Below are 18,553 nucleotides of genomic sequence, written 5' to 3' on the forward strand. Positions count from 1 at the left end.
AGCTTTATAATCGTATACCTAGAAAAACAAAGCATAACTATGATGATTAAGACTACAGCAAGAAGACTCTTTTTAAGTGTTGCGCTCTATATGTTGCAAATAGGCATCGTTTTAGCGCAAACTTACAACATCAGTGTTAGTGAAGTGTATTAAGAGTAAAATATAAATATTAAGTGAATTATGAATATCAAGAACTTATTACTGTTGTCGGCTGCTCTCTTCGGCTCTATTCTTGTGGCGAATGCTTACGAGCATGAATGGGAGAATCCGACCGTGTTTGAGCGAGGCAAGGAACAACCACACGCTTGGTTTAAGACCTCGCATACGAAGTTGCTGAACGGCAAGTGGCGTTTCCATTATGCCGACGACATCAAGGATGCTCCTGACGATTTTTATCGAATGGACTTCGATGACTCCAAGTGGGCGCAGATACCTGTGCCATCCAACTGGGAACTGTTGGGCTTTGGCGCACCCTTGTATGCCAATATCACCTATCCTTGGTCGCCTAATCCTCCTTACATCGACATCCCTAACCCTGTGGGTACTTACCGTACTTCATTCACTGTACCTTCTCAGTGGAAGGACAGGGAAGTGATGCTCCACTTCGGCTCCATCACGGGTTATGCGAGAGTATGGGTAAATGGCACGGAGGTGGGTATGACCAAATGCTCCAAGACTCCTGCCGAGTTTGATGTGACGAAGTTAGTCCATCTAGATGGTCGTGCCAATCAAATGGCGGTACAAGTGTATCGTTGGCACGATGGAAGCTATATGGAAGATCAGGATTTTTGGCGTATCACAGGCATAGAGCGTGACGTGTATCTACAAGCCTATAGCCCAGTGTCTGTATGGGATTACAATATTACGGCTACTCCTGTGGATAACTATCGCAATGGACAGCTTGAGACAGATGTTACCATTCGCAATTTCTCTGGCAAGTCGGTCTCTGATAAGATGATGGTTCAACTTCGTGATGCCAGTGGCAAGTTGTTGCTCAATGAAACCAAGCCTTTCAAGGTTGATGGCAAGGAGACAACCATCCACGTGAGCAAGAAACTGAATAAGGTGAACCTATGGAGTGGCGAAAAACCTTATCTCTATCAGATGGCGATGGTACTGGGTGGTGACACCGTGCGCCAGCAAGTAGGTTTCCGTGAGGTGAAGATTGAGAACGCCCGACTGCTTGTCAATGGCAAGATGGTATATATCAAGGGTATCAATCGCCATGAGCACAATGACTCCTTAGGACACGTGCAGAGCCACGAAATTATGATGGATAATCTGCGCCGCCTGCGTGAGTTGAACATCAATGCTGTGCGTAGCAGCCATTATCCTAATTGTCCAGAATGGCTCGATCTCTGCGACAAGTATGGCATCTATGTGGTGGATGAGGCAAATATTGAGACCCACGGAATGGGCAGTTGTGTCTATTTCACTGATACCGTTCCACATCCTGCTTATCGCAAGGAATGGGCTCCTGCGCATCGTGACCGCATCCATCGTATGTTCTATCGTGATCGTAATCACCCAAGCATCATTGGATGGTCGATGGGCAATGAGTGTGGCAATGGACAGGTATTCCATGAGCAGTATCGCTGGTTGAAAGCGAACGATAAAACTCGCTTCGTACAGTTTGAGCAAGCTTGGGAGGAAGAAAATACCGACATCGTATGTCACATGTACCCTAACTGGGGCAGGGTGCTCGCCTATGCCAAGAGTGGCAAACAGCGTCCTTTCATCATGTGTGAGTATGCTCATGCGCAAGGTAATAGCAATGGAAACCTTCAGGATTACTGGGATTTAATCAAGAAGTCGCCTAACTTGCAAGGTGGATTTATCTGGGACTTCCAAGATCAAGGCATCCGCCGTACAATCAACGAGAATACCGACCATCGTACCTATTGGATGTATAATGGAGAGATGGGAAGTTATGTATGGCCTGTGGAGATGAACAGTGGATGTGATGGTGTCCTTGCTTCCGATATGAGTTACAAGCCGCAAGCCTTAGAGGTGAAGAAGGTATATCAAGACATCATCTTCCCTAGCTTTGACTGGAAGAAGGGCGAGTTGACCGTAAGGAACGAGTATCAGTTCTCTACGCTTGCTGACTATGATTTCCGCTGGGTGCTCTGCAAGGAGGGCAAGGAGGTTGCTGCAGGCGACTTCCGCTTGAAGACCTTGCCGCAGCAGGAAAGCAAGGTGCGCATCAAGATGCCATCCTTGAAGGAAAGCGATGAATACACCCTTCAGGTCTATGCCTACACTCGTGAGGCAAACGACCTCTTGCCTGCCCATTATGACTTGGCAAAGGAGCAGTTCGTACACGAAGGAAAACTGGAAGAAATGAATCGCCAACAGGCTCAAGGTAATATCAAGGTGGAAACCCAGAAGAACAACATCGTGCTGACAGTAGGCGGCATCAAGGTGGAAATCAACAAGCAGAATGGTGTGCTCACCAATTATGTCATGGATGGTGTTTCAGCCTTGCACAATCGTACAGCCTTGGAACCTTACTTCTGGCGTGCGCCTAATGACAACGATTATGGCAACAAGATGCCACAGAAGAGTAACGTATGGCGTTCCGCACAGACCAATCGCTATGTATCGAAATGTCAGGTGGGCGAACCTACCGAGGAAGGAGTGCTCATTACCTTTGACATGGTGTTGAGCGATCTCAAGCAACCTTATCATCTCTCTTATCTCTTCCGCAAGGATGGCAGCATTGACGTTAAGGCGAGTATGGACACCAGGGGAAAGAAACTGCCGGAATTACCTCGCTTCGGTATGCGTATGACGCTTCCTAAGGGCTTCGAGAACGTAAGCTACTATGGTCGTGGTCCATGGGAGAACTACTCCGATAGAAAGACCAGTCAGTTTATCGGTCTCTACCATACCACCGTGACGGATATGTATTACCCATACATCTTCCCTCAGCAGACAGGCAACCACAGTGATGTGCGTTGGGCAGAGATTGCCTCGCCTCAATCAGGCATCACCCTTCGATTCCAAGCCGAGAAACCGATGGACTTCTCTGCCCTTCATTTCGCAGACGAAGATCTCGATATGGGATTGGAGAAGAAGATGATGCACCAGAAGGACATGCACCCACGTCAGGAGACGTATGTGATTTTGGATGGTGCTCAGCGAGGAGTCGGTGGTGATAACAGTTGGGGTGAGCCACCTCACAAGGAGTATCGCCTCTTTGATGGGGAGTATTCTTTGGCTTATCGTCTGACATTGAAGAAGTAAAAGACTTTTTCTTCTTGCTTTATGGGGGTGTGTCATAAGTTAATGGCGCACCCTTTTCGTTTTTCTCTTTTTCCCAGATACGGAATTGAAAAAAATGTTTTTATTTACAACAAAGCCCAAACTTTCACAAGTTCGGGCTTCGTCTTTCCGCAAAAGATTTGTATCTTTGCAGAAAACTTCTTTAAGTATGGCAGATATAATAAAAATATGCTTATAAGCTGCCAAAACCATGTTAAAAAGTATAGTTTTGGCAGCTTATAAGCATATTTTTAACATATAACAAACCATAGCTGCGCTTCTTTATTGCTCCAATACTAACCAGTTTAAGTAATCTTCCTGTTTCATTCGTATTGATAATAAATGAATTATGATGAAAATAGAAAAAATACTTTTTGGGGTATCAGCCTTGTTCCTAGCGAACGGCATGATGGCACAGAGCAAGCTCGATGCAAAGCAGGGGCTTGATGTGAATAAGCAACTGCAATACTGCCATAAGCAGGTGGGCAGAGCTTTGGCTGAGTTGAAACAGAAGGATGGCTCTTTCGACTACACGATGGAGCCTCGAAATATCCTCAAGGGGGATAAGCAGAAGGGCTGGAACTGCCGCAAGGCTACACCAGAGGAGTGGTGTGACGGTTTCTGGCCGGGAATCCTCTGGATGGACTATCAGAATACTAAGGATGAGGCTGTGCGCAGGGCTGCCGAAGGATATACGGAGTCTCTGAAAGGCATCGCCTATCGCCCTTGCTACGACCACGATATCGGTTTCCTGATGTTCTGTTCCTACGGGAAGGGCTATGAGGTGAATCATTCGCAGGAATACAAGAATGTGATTCTGGCTTCCGCCGATTCGCTTGCCACGCTCTTCAATCCTATCGTGGGTACGATATTGAGTTGGCCTAGAGAAGTGAAGCCTCGCAACTGGCCGCACAATACGATTATGGATAATATGATGAACCTCGATATGATGTTCTGGGCTGCCAAAAACGGAGGAAACAAACTTCTTTACGATTTGGCTGTAACTCACGCCAAGACCACGATGCAGAATCATTTCCGTCCGGATGGCAGCTGCTATCATGTGGCAGTATATGATACCATCAGTGGTAACTTTATCAAGGGAGTGACCCATCAGGGATATTCTGATGATTCCATGTGGTCAAGAGGGCAGAGCTGGGCCATCTACGGCTATACGATGGTGTATCGTTATACCCGCAACAGGATGTTCCTGGATTTTGCCCAGAAGGTGACTGATATTTACATCAAGCGATTGAAGGAAACCAGCGATGACTTCATTCCTCTTTGGGATATGGATGATTCACGTGGAACAATGGGAGCACCGAAGGATGTAAGTGCTGCCTGTGTGGTTGCCGATGCCTTACTGGAACTTCAGCAATATGTGGGAGGTGAGAAAGGCGAAGAGTACAAGCAGTTTGCCTTGCAGACGCTAGCCCAGCTTAGCACCAGTAAATACCAGAGCGGCAAGAAGAATGTGGCATTCCTAATGCATAGCACGGGGCATCATCCGGCAGGAAGCGAGATAGATGCCTGCATTATCTATGCCGACTATTATTATTTAGAAGCATTGAATAGAGTGAAAAATATAAGTTATTAGGTTAGAATAAGGTTTATGTGTTAAGAGGCAACCCGTGTGGGTTGTCTCTTTTGATATACAGCAAGGGCTGCCAGAATATTCTGGCAGCCCTAATACGTTAGTATGTTATGAAAAATTTGAGAGAATTGAAACTTCACAGTTTCAGAATTGTTTTACTAAACATGATTTTTTTTTATATAGAGAAAGCATAGAAATAACTACTTCAATATCGTAGGAGAAGCGGTGGTGGTGCTTATCTGGTCGATGCCCGTGCGCTGCATGGAATCAACCGAAGCAGAATCGCCCATGGCTACGGAAACGCCCTTGCCACTCTTGGTGTATCCTACGTTTTCAATCTGGTTATCGACATCGTTCTGGAATGGAACCTGGGCAGCGTTGCCCAAGGTCAAGACGATAGCTACCACGGCAGCAGCCTTGAAGAGAGGCTTCAGACGCTCTGTCAGTGAAACTACCTTTGCCTTGTTTGGCTCCTTGGTGTATTCATCTTCAATCATCGCCATCATCTTCTGATCGAAGTCATCACCCAGTGTCTCTTGCTTAGCCTCGCCCATCTCGTAAGAGAAGAGCGCCTGATATGGCTTCAGCTCGGCAGGCAACTCGTCCTGGCTGAAGAATGCACGGAGAATCTCCTCTTCTTCGAGAGAAGTCTCGGCCTTCCAATAGCGGTCCAAAAGTTGGTTGATGTACTTATAATCCATAACTGTCGAATTGTTGAAATCTTTGTTTAACTGTTTGTCGAGCCCTGAAGATGTTCACCTTGACCTGGTCTTCGGTGATGCTGAGGATGTCTGCTATTTCCTTATAGGATTTTCCTTCGATGTCTCGAAGTTGCAGACAGCTGCGCTGCTTCTCGGGCAACTCATTAATGATGTTCCTTACGATGTTCAGCTTGTCTTTCTGAATCATTCGTTCGGAAGGAGTGGATGATGTCTCGTCGAGCCTTTCCGTATTTTGCTCTTCCAGCGAATCATTCTGATTATCCATCTTCTTGATGCGGTCGAGCGAGAGGTTGCGGGCGATGGTGAGGCTGTAGGCCTCGATGGAGTCGAGCTCCTGCCATCTGTCGCGGGCATTCCAGACTTTAATCATGGTATCCTGCACAACGTCCTCCGCTTCCTCCCGGTTGAGAGTAATGCGAAGGGCCAGCCTGAAGAGTTTATTCTTCAGTGGCAAAACATCGTTTTGGAAACTGATTTCTTTCATCCCTACATAATTAATGACGACTCACCTGTAAGAAAGTTACAAGCAACTCTGAATTATTTCTATTTTTAACTCTTAATAACAGTTCCGTGCTTTCCGTCGATGGCGGTAGCAAGGGTGATAATCACCTCTTTCACGCCTGCGTCGATGGCTGCAAGGGCATTCTCCAGCTTTGGAATCATGCCGCCTGCCACGGTACCGTCTGCTTTATATCTCTCAAAATCGGCATGTGTAATCACTGGAATCACGCTGTCGTCATCCTCAGGATTGCTGAGCACGCCTTTCTTTTCAAAACTGTATATCAATGTCACGTCGTAGTAAGGAGCCAGAGCCTTGGCTGTCTCGCTTGCGATGGTGTCGGCATTGGTATTGAGAATATTGCCCTTACCGTCGTGGGTCAGTGGAGCCATCACGGGGGTGATGCCTTCATTGATCAGGGTCTGGAGCATCTTGCCGTTGGCACGCTCTACATCGCCTACGAATCCGAAGTCAATGCCGTCCTTCAATGGGCGCTTGTGACTATGGATTACGTCCATATCGGCACCTGTCAGACCGAGGGCGTTCACGCCGTTAGCCTGAAGCTTGGCAACCAGGTTCTTGTTCACCAAACCGCCATACACCATGGTAACCACCTCCAGCATGTCTGCATCGGTGATGCGACGGCCGTTTACCATCTTGCTCTCAATGCCGATGGCTGCGGCTACCTTGGTGGCACGGCGTCCACCGCCATGTACCAATACTTTCTTGCCGGGAATGGCAGAAAAATCCTTCAAGAGCTGTGCCAGCTGCTCGCTGTCTTCAACGATGGCACCGCCTACCTTTACTACTGTTACTTTTTCCATCTTTAAGTTTAGTTTATAGTTTATAGTTAATAGTTTATAGGGCAATCTTGTTGTAAACTATTAACTATCAACTGTTAATTCTTACTGAAGATAAGTGTATCCGAAGAGACCATTGCGATAGGTGCCCAGGAATTCCTTACCCTCATCGAGTGAAATCTTGCCTTCCTTCACACTCTTGGTTACCCACTGCTCCAACTGGCGGACGAGTTTCTTCGGATTATACTGTACGTAATCCAATACCTCCTCTACGGTCTCGCCATCGAATATCTGGTCGATGCTGTATTTGCCGTCTTTTACGGAAATATGGGCTGCATTGGTGTCGCCGAAGAGATTGTGCATGTCGCCCAGAATCTCCTGGTAGGCACCTACGAGGAACACACCGAGATAGTATGGCTCGTTTTTCTTCAAAGGATGAAGAGGAAGAACGTTGCCGATATGACCATCGGTTACGAAGTTGGCAATCTTGCCGTCGCTGTCGCAGGTGATGTCCTGCAAGGTAGCGTTGCGGGTAGGACGCTCGTCCAGACGCTGGATAGGCATGATAGGGAAGAGTTGGTCGATGGCCCAACTGTCTGGCAGGCTCTGGAACAATGAGAAGTTGCAGAAATACTTGTCGGCAAGAATCTTGTCCAGTCCTCTCAGCTCCTCAGGTACGTGCTTCATGTGCTTGGCAAGATTGTTGATCTCGTGGCACACGCTCCAGTACATCGCCTCAATCTCGGCACGGGTCTTCAAATCTACGATGCCGTGAGAGAAGAGCTGCAAGGCCTCTTCGCGAATCTGCTCGGCATCGTGCCAGTCTTCCAGCATGTTGCGGGGATTCAGGTTGTCCCATATCTCATAAAGGTCCTTCACCAACTGGTGGTCAGTCTCCTTTGCCTCAAACTCCTCTGGCATTTCAGGCAGGGATGCAGTCTCCAGCACATCAATCACCAATACGGAGTGGTGGGCAGAGAGTGAGCGGCCACTCTCGGTGATGAGGTTAGGATGCTCGATATTGTTCTTGTTGGCTGCATCAACGAAGGTATAGACACAATCGTTTACATACTCCTGGATAGAGTAGTTTACAGAGCTTTCGCTGCTGGCAGAACGGGTGCCGTCGTAATCTACACCAAGACCACCACCGCAATCTACGAAATCTACATTGTAGCCCATCTTGTGCAGGTTAATGTAGAACTGAGCTGCCTCACGGAGAGCCGTCTGGATGCGGCGGATTTTGGTAATCTGGCTTCCGATGTGGAAGTGGATGAGGCGCAGGCAGTCGTGGAATCCCATCTCCTCAATCTTGTTGAGGGCAGTGAGCAGTTCGGCACTTGTCAAACCGAACTTCGATGCATCTCCACCGCTTTCAGCCCATTTTCCTGAGCCTGAAGAAGCGAGCTTGATGCGGATACCGATGTTTGGCTTCACGTTGAGCTTGCTTGCCACCTTGGCGATGATATCCAGCTCGTTGAGCTTTTCTACCACGATGAAGATGCGCTTACCCATCTTCTGTGCGAGCAAGGCAAGTTCGATGTAGCTCTCGTCCTTGTAGCCATTGCAGATGATGAGCGAGTCGCTCTGTGCCTGTACGGCGATAACGGCATGAAGTTCTGGCTTGGAACCGGCTTCCAGTCCCAGGTTGAACTTCTTTCCATGAGAGATAATCTCCTCTACAACCGGCTGCATCTGGTTTACCTTGATAGGATAGATGACAAAGTTTTCCCCCTTGTAACCATATTCCTCCTTTGCCTTCTGAAAACAGCTGGCTGTCTTCTCGATGCGGTTGTCGAGGATGTCTGGGAAACGGAGCAGTACGGGAGCGTTGATGTCGCGTAATGCCAACTCGTCCATGATGTCGCGCAGGTCTATCTGCGTGTTGTCCTTGCATGGAGTTACATAGACATCACCCTTGTCGTTGATGCCAAAGTAAGAAGTGCCCCAACCACCAATGTTGTAGAGCTCCTTCGAGTCTTCAATAGTCCATTTCTTCATTTTCTGTTCTTGTCTTGCTTTTTAGTCTATTATAATTTGATGTTATGATATGAATATACTACGAGTGAAGGTAAGCACTCTCCCTCAGATGGGTGGGGGGAATGCTTACCTTTTGGGTTACACGTTCAGCAGGTTTCTAATCTGCTGAACCGTATTGTTAATCTTGTCGAAGTTGTCCATCACATTGACGTCGATGATGTGCTTGGCCTTTTCGTAGAACGGCTCGCGTTGCTTGAGCTGTTCACGGATGAAGACATCCACTTCCTCGGGAGTCTTGTTGAGCAGCAGGGGGCGTACGCCCTTGCCCATCTTCAGGTGGGCATGCAGGGTTTCAGGGCTTGCCTTCAGGTAGATGGTTTCGCCTGCCTGGTTCATATAGTCCATGTTGTCGAAGAAACAAGGTGTTCCTCCGCCGCAGCTAACCACTACGTTTTCAAACTCTGCCACCTCGTGGAGCATGTTGTGCTCTATGTGGCGGAATCCCTCTTCGCCCATTTCGTCGAAAATCTGCTTCACGGTCTTGCGCATACGGCTTTCGATATACCAATCTAAGTCGTAGAACATCACGCCAAGCTCTTTGGCGAGGGCCTTGCCGACGGTTGTCTTGCCGGCTCCCATATATCCAATGATGATGATTGACTTCATTTCTTTCTTATTATTTTGATAGGATGGCTCCTCTAAAAAGGGAACCATCCATCAGCAATTTACTTCTTTCTGCCTCTAGTCTTTGGCTCCGGTGCTTCCTTGATGATGGTCATGCATTCATCGTAGGTAAGCGCCTCCACATTCTCCTGCTTTGCCTTAGGAATGCGGTAGTTCTTGCCATCGTATGCGATGTAAGGACCGTAGCGGCCGTTCAGCAGTTCCAGTTTCTCATCTTCCTCGAAGGTCTTGATGTGGCGCTTCTGCTCGTTGCTGCGTTTCTCGTTGATGAGTTCTATCGCCTGCTCCAGGGTGATGGCCATAGGGTCGATGTCCTTAGGGATGGATACGTACTTGCGGTTGTGGAGCACGTATGGACCGAAGCGGCCGGCACCGATGGTAACGGTGGTTCCCTCGAACTCGCCCACCTGGCGTGGCAGCTTGAAGAGTTCCAGAGCCTCTTCCAGGGTGATGGTTTCGATGCTCTTGTCGGCAGGCAACTGGGCAAACTGTGGCTTGTCCTTGTCGTCGGCTGTACCTATCTGAACCACAGGACCGAAGCGGCCTATCTTCACGAACACAGGGCGACCGCTCTTAGGGTCGTTGCCTAGCTCGCGCTCGCCGGCCTTGTGCTCGCTGCGTGCGTTCATCACTTCCTTCACCTCAGGCTCGAATCCCTTGTCAAAGTCCTTCATCCACTTAATCCACTCGGTCTTTCCTTCGGCAATGTCATCGAATCTCTGCTCCACATGTGCTGTGAAGTTATAGTCCATGATGTTAGGGAAGTTGGCCATCAGGAAGTCGTTTACCACGATACCGATGTCGGTAGGCAGCAGCTTGCCCTTCTCGGAGCCAGCCATTTCCTTCTTGGTCTTCTGCGTTATCTTGATGCCCTTCAGGGAATCTACGGTGTAGTTGCGCTCCACGCCCTGCTTGTCACCCTTCACCACGTATTCGCGCTGCTGGATGGTGCTGATGGTTGGAGCGTAGGTAGATGGACGTCCGATGCCGAGGTCTTCCAGTTTCTTCACGAGGCTTGCCTCGGTGTATCTTGCCGGAGCCAGGGAGAATTTCTCGGTGGCGATAATCTCGCGGCGCTGCAACTCATCGCCTTCCTTCATGGCTGGCAGAATGTGGGTTGAGTCCTCTGCGTTGTCATCCTCGTCGGTAGATTCACGATATACCTTGAGGAATCCGTCGAACACAACAACTTCTCCATTGGCAACAAATTTTTCTGTGGTGTTGTCGATATGGATGTTGATGGTGGTCTTTTCTATCTGAGCATCAGCCATCTGAGAGGCGATGGTGCGCTTCCAGATCAGCTCGTAAAGACGCTTCTCCTGGCTGGTTCCATCGATGCTGGTCTCGCTCATGTAGGTAGGGCGGATGGCCTCGTGAGCCTCCTGCGCTCCCTTAGAGCTGGTATGATAGGTGCGAGGCTTGCTGTACTCATTGCCGTAAACCTTGATAATCTCGTCCTTGCTGGCATTGCTGCAGAGGGTAGAGAGGTTTACGCTGTCGGTACGCATGTAGGTGATGCGTCCACCTTCATACAGGCGCTGAGCCACCATCATGGTCTGGCTTACGGTGAAGCCGAGCTTGCGGGCTGCTTCCTGCTGCAGGGTTGAGGTGGTGAAAGGAGGGGCAGGCGTACGCTTCAGCGGCTTCTTGGTCACTGCCTCTACGCTGAACTTGGCGTCCTTGCATTTCTCCAGGAAGGCTTCCACCTCCTCGTGGGTCTTGAAACGCTGGTCAAGTTCTGCCTTCACCTCTGTGGCGCTGCCATTCTCATTAATCAATGCGAATACGGCGTTCACGCGATAATATGGCTCGCTCTTGAACTTCTGTATCTCACGCTCACGCTCCACGATCAGGCGTACGGCAACACTCTGTACGCGACCGGCAGAGAGGGCTGGCTTCACCTTTCTCCAGAGCACTGGAGAGAGCTTGAAACCCACGATGCGGTCGAGCACACGGCGTGCCTGCTGGGCATTCACCAGGTTCATGTCCAGATGGCGTGGGTGCTGGATAGCGTCCAAGATGGCAGGTTTGGTAATTTCGTGGAAGACGATACGGCTTGTCTTCTCCTCATCCAATCCGAGTACTTCGCAAAGGTGCCAGCTGATGGCTTCTCCCTCGCGGTCCTCATCGGATGCCAACCAAATCTTCTTGGCTTGCTTCGCGGTTGCTTTCAATTCTGTGACGAGTTTTTTCTTTTCCTCTGGAATCTCATAACAAGGTTCCATGGTCTTCTCGTCTATACTGAGTTCTTTCTTTTTCAAGTCACGGATGTGTCCGTAGGAAGACATCACTTTGAAGTCTTTACCCAGGAACTCTTCTATTTTCTTAGCCTTTGCAGGGCTCTCGACGATAACTAAATTTTCTTGCATAAGCTTCTACACAATTTCTTTTGGTTTGCAAAAGTATATAAACTTTTTGCTTATACCTTATTATATAGTGATTTTTTTAGTTTTTTAAATGTTTCGGGGCTTTTTTTCATCCTTTCGTCTTGTGTTTTGCAAGAAATTTGGTCACACCTTGCTTTATCGACCCTAATCCGAACTCCTCGGGATGAAGCTCGCTGAGGGGAATCCAATACGACTCTTCGGCGTCGTCCATAGCTTCCACATGCGAGAGGTCTTTCACCTTTACCGTGTAGAACATGTCGAGGGTGTGGACCATGAAGCCGGAATAGAGATAGAGGTTCGGGATGCTGAACTGATAGTTCACCTCGATGGCATCGAGTCCGGTTTCCTCTTTCACCTCTCTTGTTACGCCTTCTTCGCCGGTTTCATCCATGTCTACAAATCCGCCCGGCAAATCGAGGGTACCCTTGGCTGGTTCGTTCTTGCGGCGAACTACCAGCAGCTCTTCCTTCTCGTTGAGGATGAAGGCAACGGTGGCGCTGCTCGGGTTGAGATAATAGGAGAAGCCGCAGTCCTTGCACTTCTTGCTCTTGATGTTGTTGATCTCGAAATTCGGAGAACCGCAAACGGGGCAAAACTTGAATTTATCTAAAACGTGACTCATATTATGATTAATGTATAATGATTAATGTATAATGTATAATGGAAAAGGAATTATCATCATGTCATTATCGAAAAGCGGCCGGTCTTTGATTCAGGCAAAGATCGACCGCTGTTGATATTTTGATGATTACCAATTGTCTGTGCGGAATGGGAAGAGAGGCAGACCGCCTGCATTCGCCATGTTGCCGAGCTGGAAGTTGCGGAAGCAATAGCGCAAAGCTACTGGCTTCTTTACCTCTGGGCTGGTTACGATGATGCACTCGTTCCATCCGTCGTTGCCGCCTTCCTGCCAGAAATGCTTGGCTGTGGCAGGGTGGAACACCTTGTCCTCGCCGGCTACCTCGAAGCCCTTGATGCCTTCAAAGCGGTTGTAGGCTCCGTAGGTGTTGTCGAAGTGAACCTTCACGGTGTCGCCTACAATCTTCATCTCCTTGAAGGTCATGCTCTCACAGAAGAGTCCCTTCATGCCATAGGTCTTGCTCAGGGCCTGCAGGGCAAGGCGCTCGCCCACAGGCTGCTTCTGGCATGGATGAATCTGCTCTACCTCGTATGGGTAAACCAGGTCTTCGGTGCACACGATGCCGCTGTTAGGAATCACCTTGGCGGCGTTAAACTGCTGCTCGCGGAGTCTTGGACCCCAGTCACCATTCACGTCGCCATTATGATAAGGTGCAATCTGCACGAAATAGAATGGCAGTTCGCCCTGCTTGAAGTCTCTGCGCCATTGGGCTACGAGGTCGGCAAGGCGCTGGGTGTATTGACCTGCCGGGTCGCCCACGTTGGAGCAGCCCTGGTAGAAGAGAATTCCCTTTACGCTATAGTTGAGGATAGGATGGAAGGTTCCGTTGCCCCAGAGAAGAGGGTAGAGGAAATCCCACTTGAACTTAGGATTCTTCGTCATCTTGATGGAGTCGAGGTCTTCCTTCGTGTTCTTCTTCAGATAGTCACGGTCTAGCCAGCTCTCTACTCGGCTTCCGCCCTTGTTTGCCATCACCAGTCCCACAGGCACATTCAGTGCCTTGTTTACCACCTGTGCAAAGAAATAGCCGGTGGCAGAAGCATCGCCCACGGTTTCCGGGCTGATTACCTTCCATTCGCAGTTGGCGTCGTTAAGCGGTTTGCTGCTCATCACGCTAGGAATCTTCACGTAGTGAACGCCTTTATACTGGTTGGCTGTCAATACAGCCTTGTTGTAGCCTTTCACAGGGCAGTTGCCGAATCCTTTCACCGGCATCTCCATGTTGCTCTGTCCGGCGCAGACCCATACTTCTCCTGCAAGCACATTGTTGAGAACGGTCTTCTCGCCATCGTCGAAGGTGATGGAGAGTGGGGTGTAGCTAGCCTTCGGGGTAAAAACCTTGACAGCCCATTTGCCGTCCTTGCCCGTCTGGGCAGAATAGGTTCTTGATGACCAGGAAGTGGTTACCTTGACGGTGGTTCCCGGCTTGTCCCAACCCCAGAGGTTGGCTTCTGAATCCTGCTGGATAATCATGTTGTCACCCAGAATGTGTGGCAACTTTACCTTAGCCTGCGCTCCTGTTGCTATGAGAGCTATGGCTGCCAATGCTAAAAATTTCTTGTTCATTTTTTAGTGTTTAAAGTTTATTGATGTTTGATTACTTTCGTTTTAGAATCATGTGGTATAAATGTTGTGAAGCAAAAAGTCAGGAACCGGAAAACTCCTGGTTCCTGAATTCTTACTCCTAACTTATTATAATATTTCTTTCTCCTACCTTTTTACAGTAAGTTCTTGATAGCTTCGTCCAAGTCCTTGATCTGAGCATCGCGCGCCTTCAACGTGTTGCTGCGGTCGATGAGGAAGAAGGTAGGGATGTTCTGTACATTATATAATTGCAGGCTCTGTCCCTGGATGCCACCCTCGTCGCGTACGCAGATCCAAGGCAGTGCTGCGGTGGATGTCTTCCAGAAGTGCTCGTTAGGGTCTACGGAAACCTGATAGATTTCCAAGCCTGCTGCGTGATACTTGTTGTAGAGTTCACGGAGCATCATGATACGCTTGGTGCTCTCGCTGCTGGCGAAGAGATGGAAGTCGAGCAGTACCACCTTGCCCTTCAGGTCGGTGAGACGGCGAACCTGTCCCTTGCTGTCCTCCATGGCGAGGTCGATGCAGCCGTTTACGCTCACCTTGCTGGCATCAATCTGCTGCTGTGCACGCTGGTTCTCGATGATGCGGATATCCTTCATGCCCTCGATGGCGATGTTGTGCAGGTTCTTGCCACGCTCGGCGCCAGGATAGTAGGTGTCCCAACTGGTAGCCACGGCAGCAAACACTCTTACATCATCCTTGTTGTTGCGGGGATTGAAGATGAGCGAGTTCACGTTGCCCAACTGGATGGTCTGGAAAAGGGCGTAGTAGGAAGAAGCCTTCATCGGCTCCTTGAAGATGTAGTTCACCTTGATGTCCTGCTTGTAGCCATCGAGCATGCGGGCTACGATGACATCCACCGAGTCGATGCCCATGTTGGGGCTCTTGGTGATGGCGTTGATGTTGTTCTGCAGAATCATCTGCTTAATCGAAAGCTCCTTGATCTTGCTGCAGTTCTCCGAACCCTCCACCTCATATTTATAGCTCATCTGAGGATAGGATGCCTTCACCTTGACGGTCTCCGTAGAGTCGATGCTGAGGTTGATGCTCTGGTTGGCGATGCGGAGGCGGTAGAACTCAGGGGTGATGGAATCCATGGCGTTCTCGTCGAAGGCGAACGCACCGTCTTCTCCCAGCTTCACAGAGTCGATTTTCACAGGTCCGTTCAGGCTCAGGTTCTCCAGATAGAGCATCGAGTCTGTGGCTTCGGTAATGTTACCATTGATATGAAATTTCTTGTTGTTACAAGACGTAAAAGCCAGCGCAGCTACCATGATCACTGCGGCTGAATAGATTTTAGATATCTTCATTGAATTTATATTTTGCAAAATTATCGACTGCAAAGGTAGCAATAAAATTGTGAATAATACGCCTTAGATAGATAAAATAATTAAAAAAGTAGAAAAAAGTGGCCGAAATATTCGTTTATTAATAATTAAAAAGGTATCTTTGCAGCGTTTTATATATTTAGATGTTAGACAAAACAATAAGTTTTTTAATTTTCGATGAACGTAATTACAAAAAGTGTTCAGTTGCCTGATGGAAGAACCATCACAATTGAGACCGGAAAAGTTGCAAAACAGGCTGATGGTGCTGCGGTTCTCCGCATGGGTAACACAGTACTTCTCGCAACTGTTTGTGCAGCAAAGGATGCAGTTCCGGGTACAGATTTCATGCCTTTGCAAGTAGATTACCGTGAGCAGTACAGTGCTGCTGGTCGTTTCCCTGGTGGTTTCACCAAGCGCGAAGGCAAGGCTAGCGATGAGGAGATCCTTACCTCTCGCCTCGTGGACCGTGCTCTGCGTCCACTTTTCCCTTCTAACTACCATGCAGAAGTTTACGTACAGGTAATGTTGCTCTCAGCCGATGGTGTTGATCAGCCAGATGCCCTCGCAGGTTTCGCTGCTTCAGCTGCCATGGCTTGTTCAGATATTCCTTTCGAGTACTATATCTCTGAGGTTCGTGTAGCTCGTATCAATGGTGAGTATGTTGTTAACCCTACATTCCAGCAGATGGAAGAGGCTGACATGGATATCATGGTTGGTGCTACCAAGGACAATATCATGATGGTAGAAGGTGAGATGAAGGAGGTTTCTGAGCAGGATCTCATTGGTGCCCTCAAGGTGGCTGCCGAGGCTATCAAGCCTATGTGCGAGCTCCAGTATGAGTTGGCTAAGGAGAAGGGTACTGACGTGAAGCGTGAGTACGACCATGAAATCAACGACGAGGAACTCCGTGAGCAGATCAAGACTGAGCTTTACAAGCCAGCTTACGATATCAACCACCAGGCTTTGGAGAAGCATGCACGTCAGGATGCTTTCGACAAGGTTTTGGCTGACTTCCTTGAGAAGTATGACGCTGCTCATACCGATCTTTCTGAGGAAGACTTGGAGGAGAAGCACGCTGAGGCTACCCGTTACTATGATGACGTAATGCGCGATGCTATGCGCCGTTGCATCCTCGACGAGGGCTTGCGCCTTGATGGCCGTGCTACTACAGAAATCCGCCCTATTTGGTGCGAGGTTTCTCCACTCCCAATGCCTCACGGAAGCGCTATCTTCCAGCGTGGTGAGACCATGTCTCTCTCTACATGTACTCTTGGTACAAAGATGGATGAGAAGCTTATCGACGGTGTGCTCGAGAAGAGCTACCAGCGCTTCCTCCTTCACTATAACTTCCCTCCATTCTCTACAGGTGAGGCTAAGGCTCAGCGCGGCGTAGGCCGTCGTGAGATTGGTCACGGTCACTTGGCATGGCGTGGTTTGAAGGGTCAGATTCCTGCAGACTTCCCTTACACAGTACGTTTGGTAAGCCAGATCTTGGAGTCTAACGGTTCTTCTTCTATGGCTACTGTTTGTGCCGGTACTCTCGCCCTGATGGATGCAGGTGTTCCTATGAAGAAGCCAGTTTCTGGTATCGCTATGGGTCTTATCAAGAACCCAGGTGAGGACAAGTATGCTATCCTCAGCGATATCCTCGGTGATGAGGACCACTTGGGTGATATGGACTTCAAGACCACAGGTACCCGCGATGGTTTGACCGCTACACAGATGGATATCAAGTGCGACGGTTTGAGCTTCGAGATTCTTGAGGAGGCTTTGATGCAGGCTAAGGCTGGTCGTGAGCACATCCTCAACTGCATGATGGAGACTATCTCTGAGCCACGTGCTGAGATGAAGCCACAGGTTCCACGTATCGTAGCATTCGATATTCCTAAGGAGTTCATCGGTGCTGTCATCGGCCCTGGTGGTAAGATTATCCAGCAGATGCAGGAGGATACTGGTGCTACTATCACTATCGAGGAGACTGATGGTAAGGGTCACGTACAGGTATCTGCTCCTAACAAGGATTCTATCGATGCAGCTTTGGCTAAGATCAAGGCTATCGTAGCTGTTCCTGAGGTTGGTGAGGTTTACGAGGGTACTGTTCGTTCTATCATGCCTTACGGTTGCTTCGTAGAGATTCTCCCTGGTAAGGATGGTTTGCTCCACATCTCTGAGATTGACTGGAAGCGTCTTGAGACAGTTGAAGAGGCTGGCATCAAGGAAGGCGACAAGATCAAGGTGAAGTTGATGGAGATTGATCCTAAGACTGGCAAGTACAAGCTCTCTCACCGTGTGTTGATGGAGAAGCCAGAGGGTTACGTAGAGCGTGAGCGTCGTCCACGTCCAGAGCGTGGTGAGCGTCGTGGTCGTCGTGACGATCGTCATGAGGGTCGTGGTGAGCGTCCAGCTCGTCAGCCACGTCGTGACCATCGCAACGAGAATGCTCCAAAGGACTTCAATGATTCTTTGGATCACAACAACGACGTAGATTAATCCGAGTATTAAATACATAAATAAATAGATGGGTGCATTTCGCCGAACAAGCGGAATGCACCCGTTTTTTTTATCTGAACCCTATGAAAATGTTTCCTTAAGGAAACAAAAACGCTGCCTTTGCAGGGCGTGGATGCTTCTTTGGGGGGTGCAAGTATATAACTTTTGTGGTGCAAGTATATAACTTCTGAGGTTTGAGTATATAACTTCTGGGGTGCTAGTATATAGCTTCTTGAATGTTGCTACTAGGCTCATCAGACGTGCTGAGCCTAGTCAGCATGTCTGCTGACTGCAGTCAGCAGCTCTGCCGAGCCTAGTGGCAACACCTTCTAATCGTACAACTACAACCTACTTAGTTGTACGAGTGTACACCTCTTAGCCGTACGGTCATATACCTCTTAGTCGTACGAGTATATATCTCTTAGTCGTACGACTACATACCTTTTACTCAAGTTTCGCAAGTGAGCTCCACACGCCCTGAAAGGGCAGAAGCTCCTAGCCCAGGGAGGGCACTGAAAAAGTCCCTTCATTGGTTATGTTAGTTTAACATTCGATCTTTGAAATAGTGTACCCAAAAGTTG

12 protein-coding genes are annotated in these 18,553 nt (G+C 48.8%); 3 read left to right on the plus strand and 9 right to left on the minus strand.

The features are described 5' to 3' along the window. Positions 1 to 180 precede the first annotated feature (180 nt). Both KUA49_RS14900 and KUA49_RS14905 read left to right on the plus strand, forming a co-directional pair. Entirely contained in the window at positions 181 to 3,249 is a 3,069-nt protein-coding gene (locus KUA49_RS14900) for a glycoside hydrolase family 2 TIM barrel-domain containing protein (RefSeq protein ID WP_218412565.1), read from the plus strand. Positions 3,250 to 3,673: 424 nt separating this feature from the next. Then, entirely contained in the window at positions 3,674 to 4,861 is a 1,188-nt protein-coding gene (locus KUA49_RS14905; protein ID WP_256624831.1) for a glycoside hydrolase family 88 protein, read from the plus strand. A 197-nt stretch (positions 4,862 to 5,058) separates the two neighbouring features. On the opposite strand, the gene KUA49_RS14910 is transcribed toward KUA49_RS14905, so the two are convergent. The 9 genes from KUA49_RS14910 to KUA49_RS14950 all read right to left on the minus strand — a co-directional run bounded on the left by KUA49_RS14910 (position 5,059) and on the right by KUA49_RS14950 (position 15,464). After that, positions 5,059 to 5,559, minus strand: coding sequence for a pyruvate ferredoxin oxidoreductase (locus KUA49_RS14910; RefSeq protein WP_089544823.1), 501 nt, complete (start codon positions 5,557 to 5,559; stop codon positions 5,059 to 5,061). After that, the gene (locus tag KUA49_RS14915; protein ID WP_218412567.1) at positions 5,549 to 6,064 is read right to left on the minus strand and encodes an RNA polymerase sigma factor; all 516 of its coding nucleotides are present in this window, start codon (positions 6,062 to 6,064) and stop codon (positions 5,549 to 5,551) included. The genes KUA49_RS14910 and KUA49_RS14915 overlap by 11 nt, the downstream gene beginning before the upstream one ends. Positions 6,065 to 6,129: 65 nt before the next feature. After that, positions 6,130 to 6,903, minus strand: coding sequence for an acetylglutamate kinase (gene argB, locus KUA49_RS14920; RefSeq protein WP_218412568.1), 774 nt, complete (start codon positions 6,901 to 6,903; stop codon positions 6,130 to 6,132). 81 nt (positions 6,904 to 6,984) lie between these two features. Continuing rightward, complete coding sequence (speA, locus tag KUA49_RS14925) at positions 6,985 to 8,877, minus strand: biosynthetic arginine decarboxylase (protein WP_218412569.1); 1,893 nt, start codon at positions 8,875 to 8,877, stop codon at positions 6,985 to 6,987. A 117-nt stretch (positions 8,878 to 8,994) separates the two neighbouring features. Beyond that, positions 8,995 to 9,522: a shikimate kinase gene (locus KUA49_RS14930; RefSeq protein ID WP_203049156.1), complete on the minus strand. Its 528-nt coding sequence runs from the start codon at positions 9,520 to 9,522 to the stop codon at positions 8,995 to 8,997. Between the two features lie 59 nt (positions 9,523 to 9,581). Next, entirely contained in the window at positions 9,582 to 11,909 is a 2,328-nt protein-coding gene (gene topA / locus KUA49_RS14935; protein ID WP_218412570.1) for a type I DNA topoisomerase, read from the minus strand. 106 nt (positions 11,910 to 12,015) lie between these two features. Then, positions 12,016 to 12,549 carry an NUDIX hydrolase gene (locus KUA49_RS14940; protein WP_218412571.1) on the minus strand — a complete coding sequence of 178 codons (534 nt, stop codon included), beginning with the start codon at positions 12,547 to 12,549 and terminating at the stop codon, positions 12,016 to 12,018. A 126-nt stretch (positions 12,550 to 12,675) separates the two neighbouring features. Beyond that, positions 12,676 to 14,133 carry a sialate O-acetylesterase gene (locus KUA49_RS14945; RefSeq protein ID WP_218412572.1) on the minus strand — a complete coding sequence of 486 codons (1,458 nt, stop codon included), beginning with the start codon at positions 14,131 to 14,133 and terminating at the stop codon, positions 12,676 to 12,678. 152 nt (positions 14,134 to 14,285) lie between these two features. After that, complete coding sequence (locus KUA49_RS14950) at positions 14,286 to 15,464, minus strand: TlpA disulfide reductase family protein (RefSeq protein WP_218412573.1); 1,179 nt, start codon at positions 15,462 to 15,464, stop codon at positions 14,286 to 14,288. A 195-nt stretch (positions 15,465 to 15,659) separates the two neighbouring features. Between KUA49_RS14950 and pnp the strand changes: the two genes are divergently transcribed. Continuing rightward, positions 15,660 to 17,972: a polyribonucleotide nucleotidyltransferase gene (gene pnp, locus KUA49_RS14955; RefSeq protein WP_218412574.1), complete on the plus strand. Its 2,313-nt coding sequence runs from the start codon at positions 15,660 to 15,662 to the stop codon at positions 17,970 to 17,972. The last annotated feature ends 581 nt before the right edge of the window (positions 17,973 to 18,553 follow it).

The organism is Segatella copri, assembly GCF_019249655.2.
Lineage (GTDB): Bacteria > Bacteroidota > Bacteroidia > Bacteroidales > Bacteroidaceae > Prevotella.

What these genes read in the sequence shown, in the direction of transcription:
- KUA49_RS14900 (WP_218412565.1), top strand. Translation starts at nt 181, where the DNA reads ATGAATATCAAGAACTTATTACTGTTGTCGGCTGCTCTCTTCGGCTCT.
- KUA49_RS14905 (WP_256624831.1), top strand. Translation starts at nt 3,674, where the DNA reads ATGATGGCACAGAGCAAGCTCGATGCAAAGCAGGGGCTTGATGTGAAT.
- KUA49_RS14910 (WP_089544823.1), bottom strand. Translation starts at nt 5,559, where the DNA reads ATGGATTATAAGTACATCAACCAACTTTTGGACCGCTATTGGAAGGCC.
- KUA49_RS14915 (WP_218412567.1), bottom strand. Translation starts at nt 6,064, where the DNA reads ATGAAAGAAATCAGTTTCCAAAACGATGTTTTGCCACTGAAGAATAAA.
- argB (WP_218412568.1), bottom strand. Translation starts at nt 6,903, where the DNA reads ATGGAAAAAGTAACAGTAGTAAAGGTAGGCGGTGCCATCGTTGAAGAC.
- speA (WP_218412569.1), bottom strand. Translation starts at nt 8,877, where the DNA reads ATGAAGAAATGGACTATTGAAGACTCGAAGGAGCTCTACAACATTGGT.
- KUA49_RS14930 (WP_203049156.1), bottom strand. Translation starts at nt 9,522, where the DNA reads ATGAAGTCAATCATCATCATTGGATATATGGGAGCCGGCAAGACAACC.
- topA (WP_218412570.1), bottom strand. Translation starts at nt 11,909, where the DNA reads ATGCAAGAAAATTTAGTTATCGTCGAGAGCCCTGCAAAGGCTAAGAAA.
- KUA49_RS14940 (WP_218412571.1), bottom strand. Translation starts at nt 12,549, where the DNA reads ATGAGTCACGTTTTAGATAAATTCAAGTTTTGCCCCGTTTGCGGTTCT.
- KUA49_RS14945 (WP_218412572.1), bottom strand. Translation starts at nt 14,133, where the DNA reads ATGAACAAGAAATTTTTAGCATTGGCAGCCATAGCTCTCATAGCAACA.
- KUA49_RS14950 (WP_218412573.1), bottom strand. Translation starts at nt 15,464, where the DNA reads ATGAAGATATCTAAAATCTATTCAGCCGCAGTGATCATGGTAGCTGCG.
- pnp (WP_218412574.1), top strand. Translation starts at nt 15,660, where the DNA reads ATGAACGTAATTACAAAAAGTGTTCAGTTGCCTGATGGAAGAACCATC.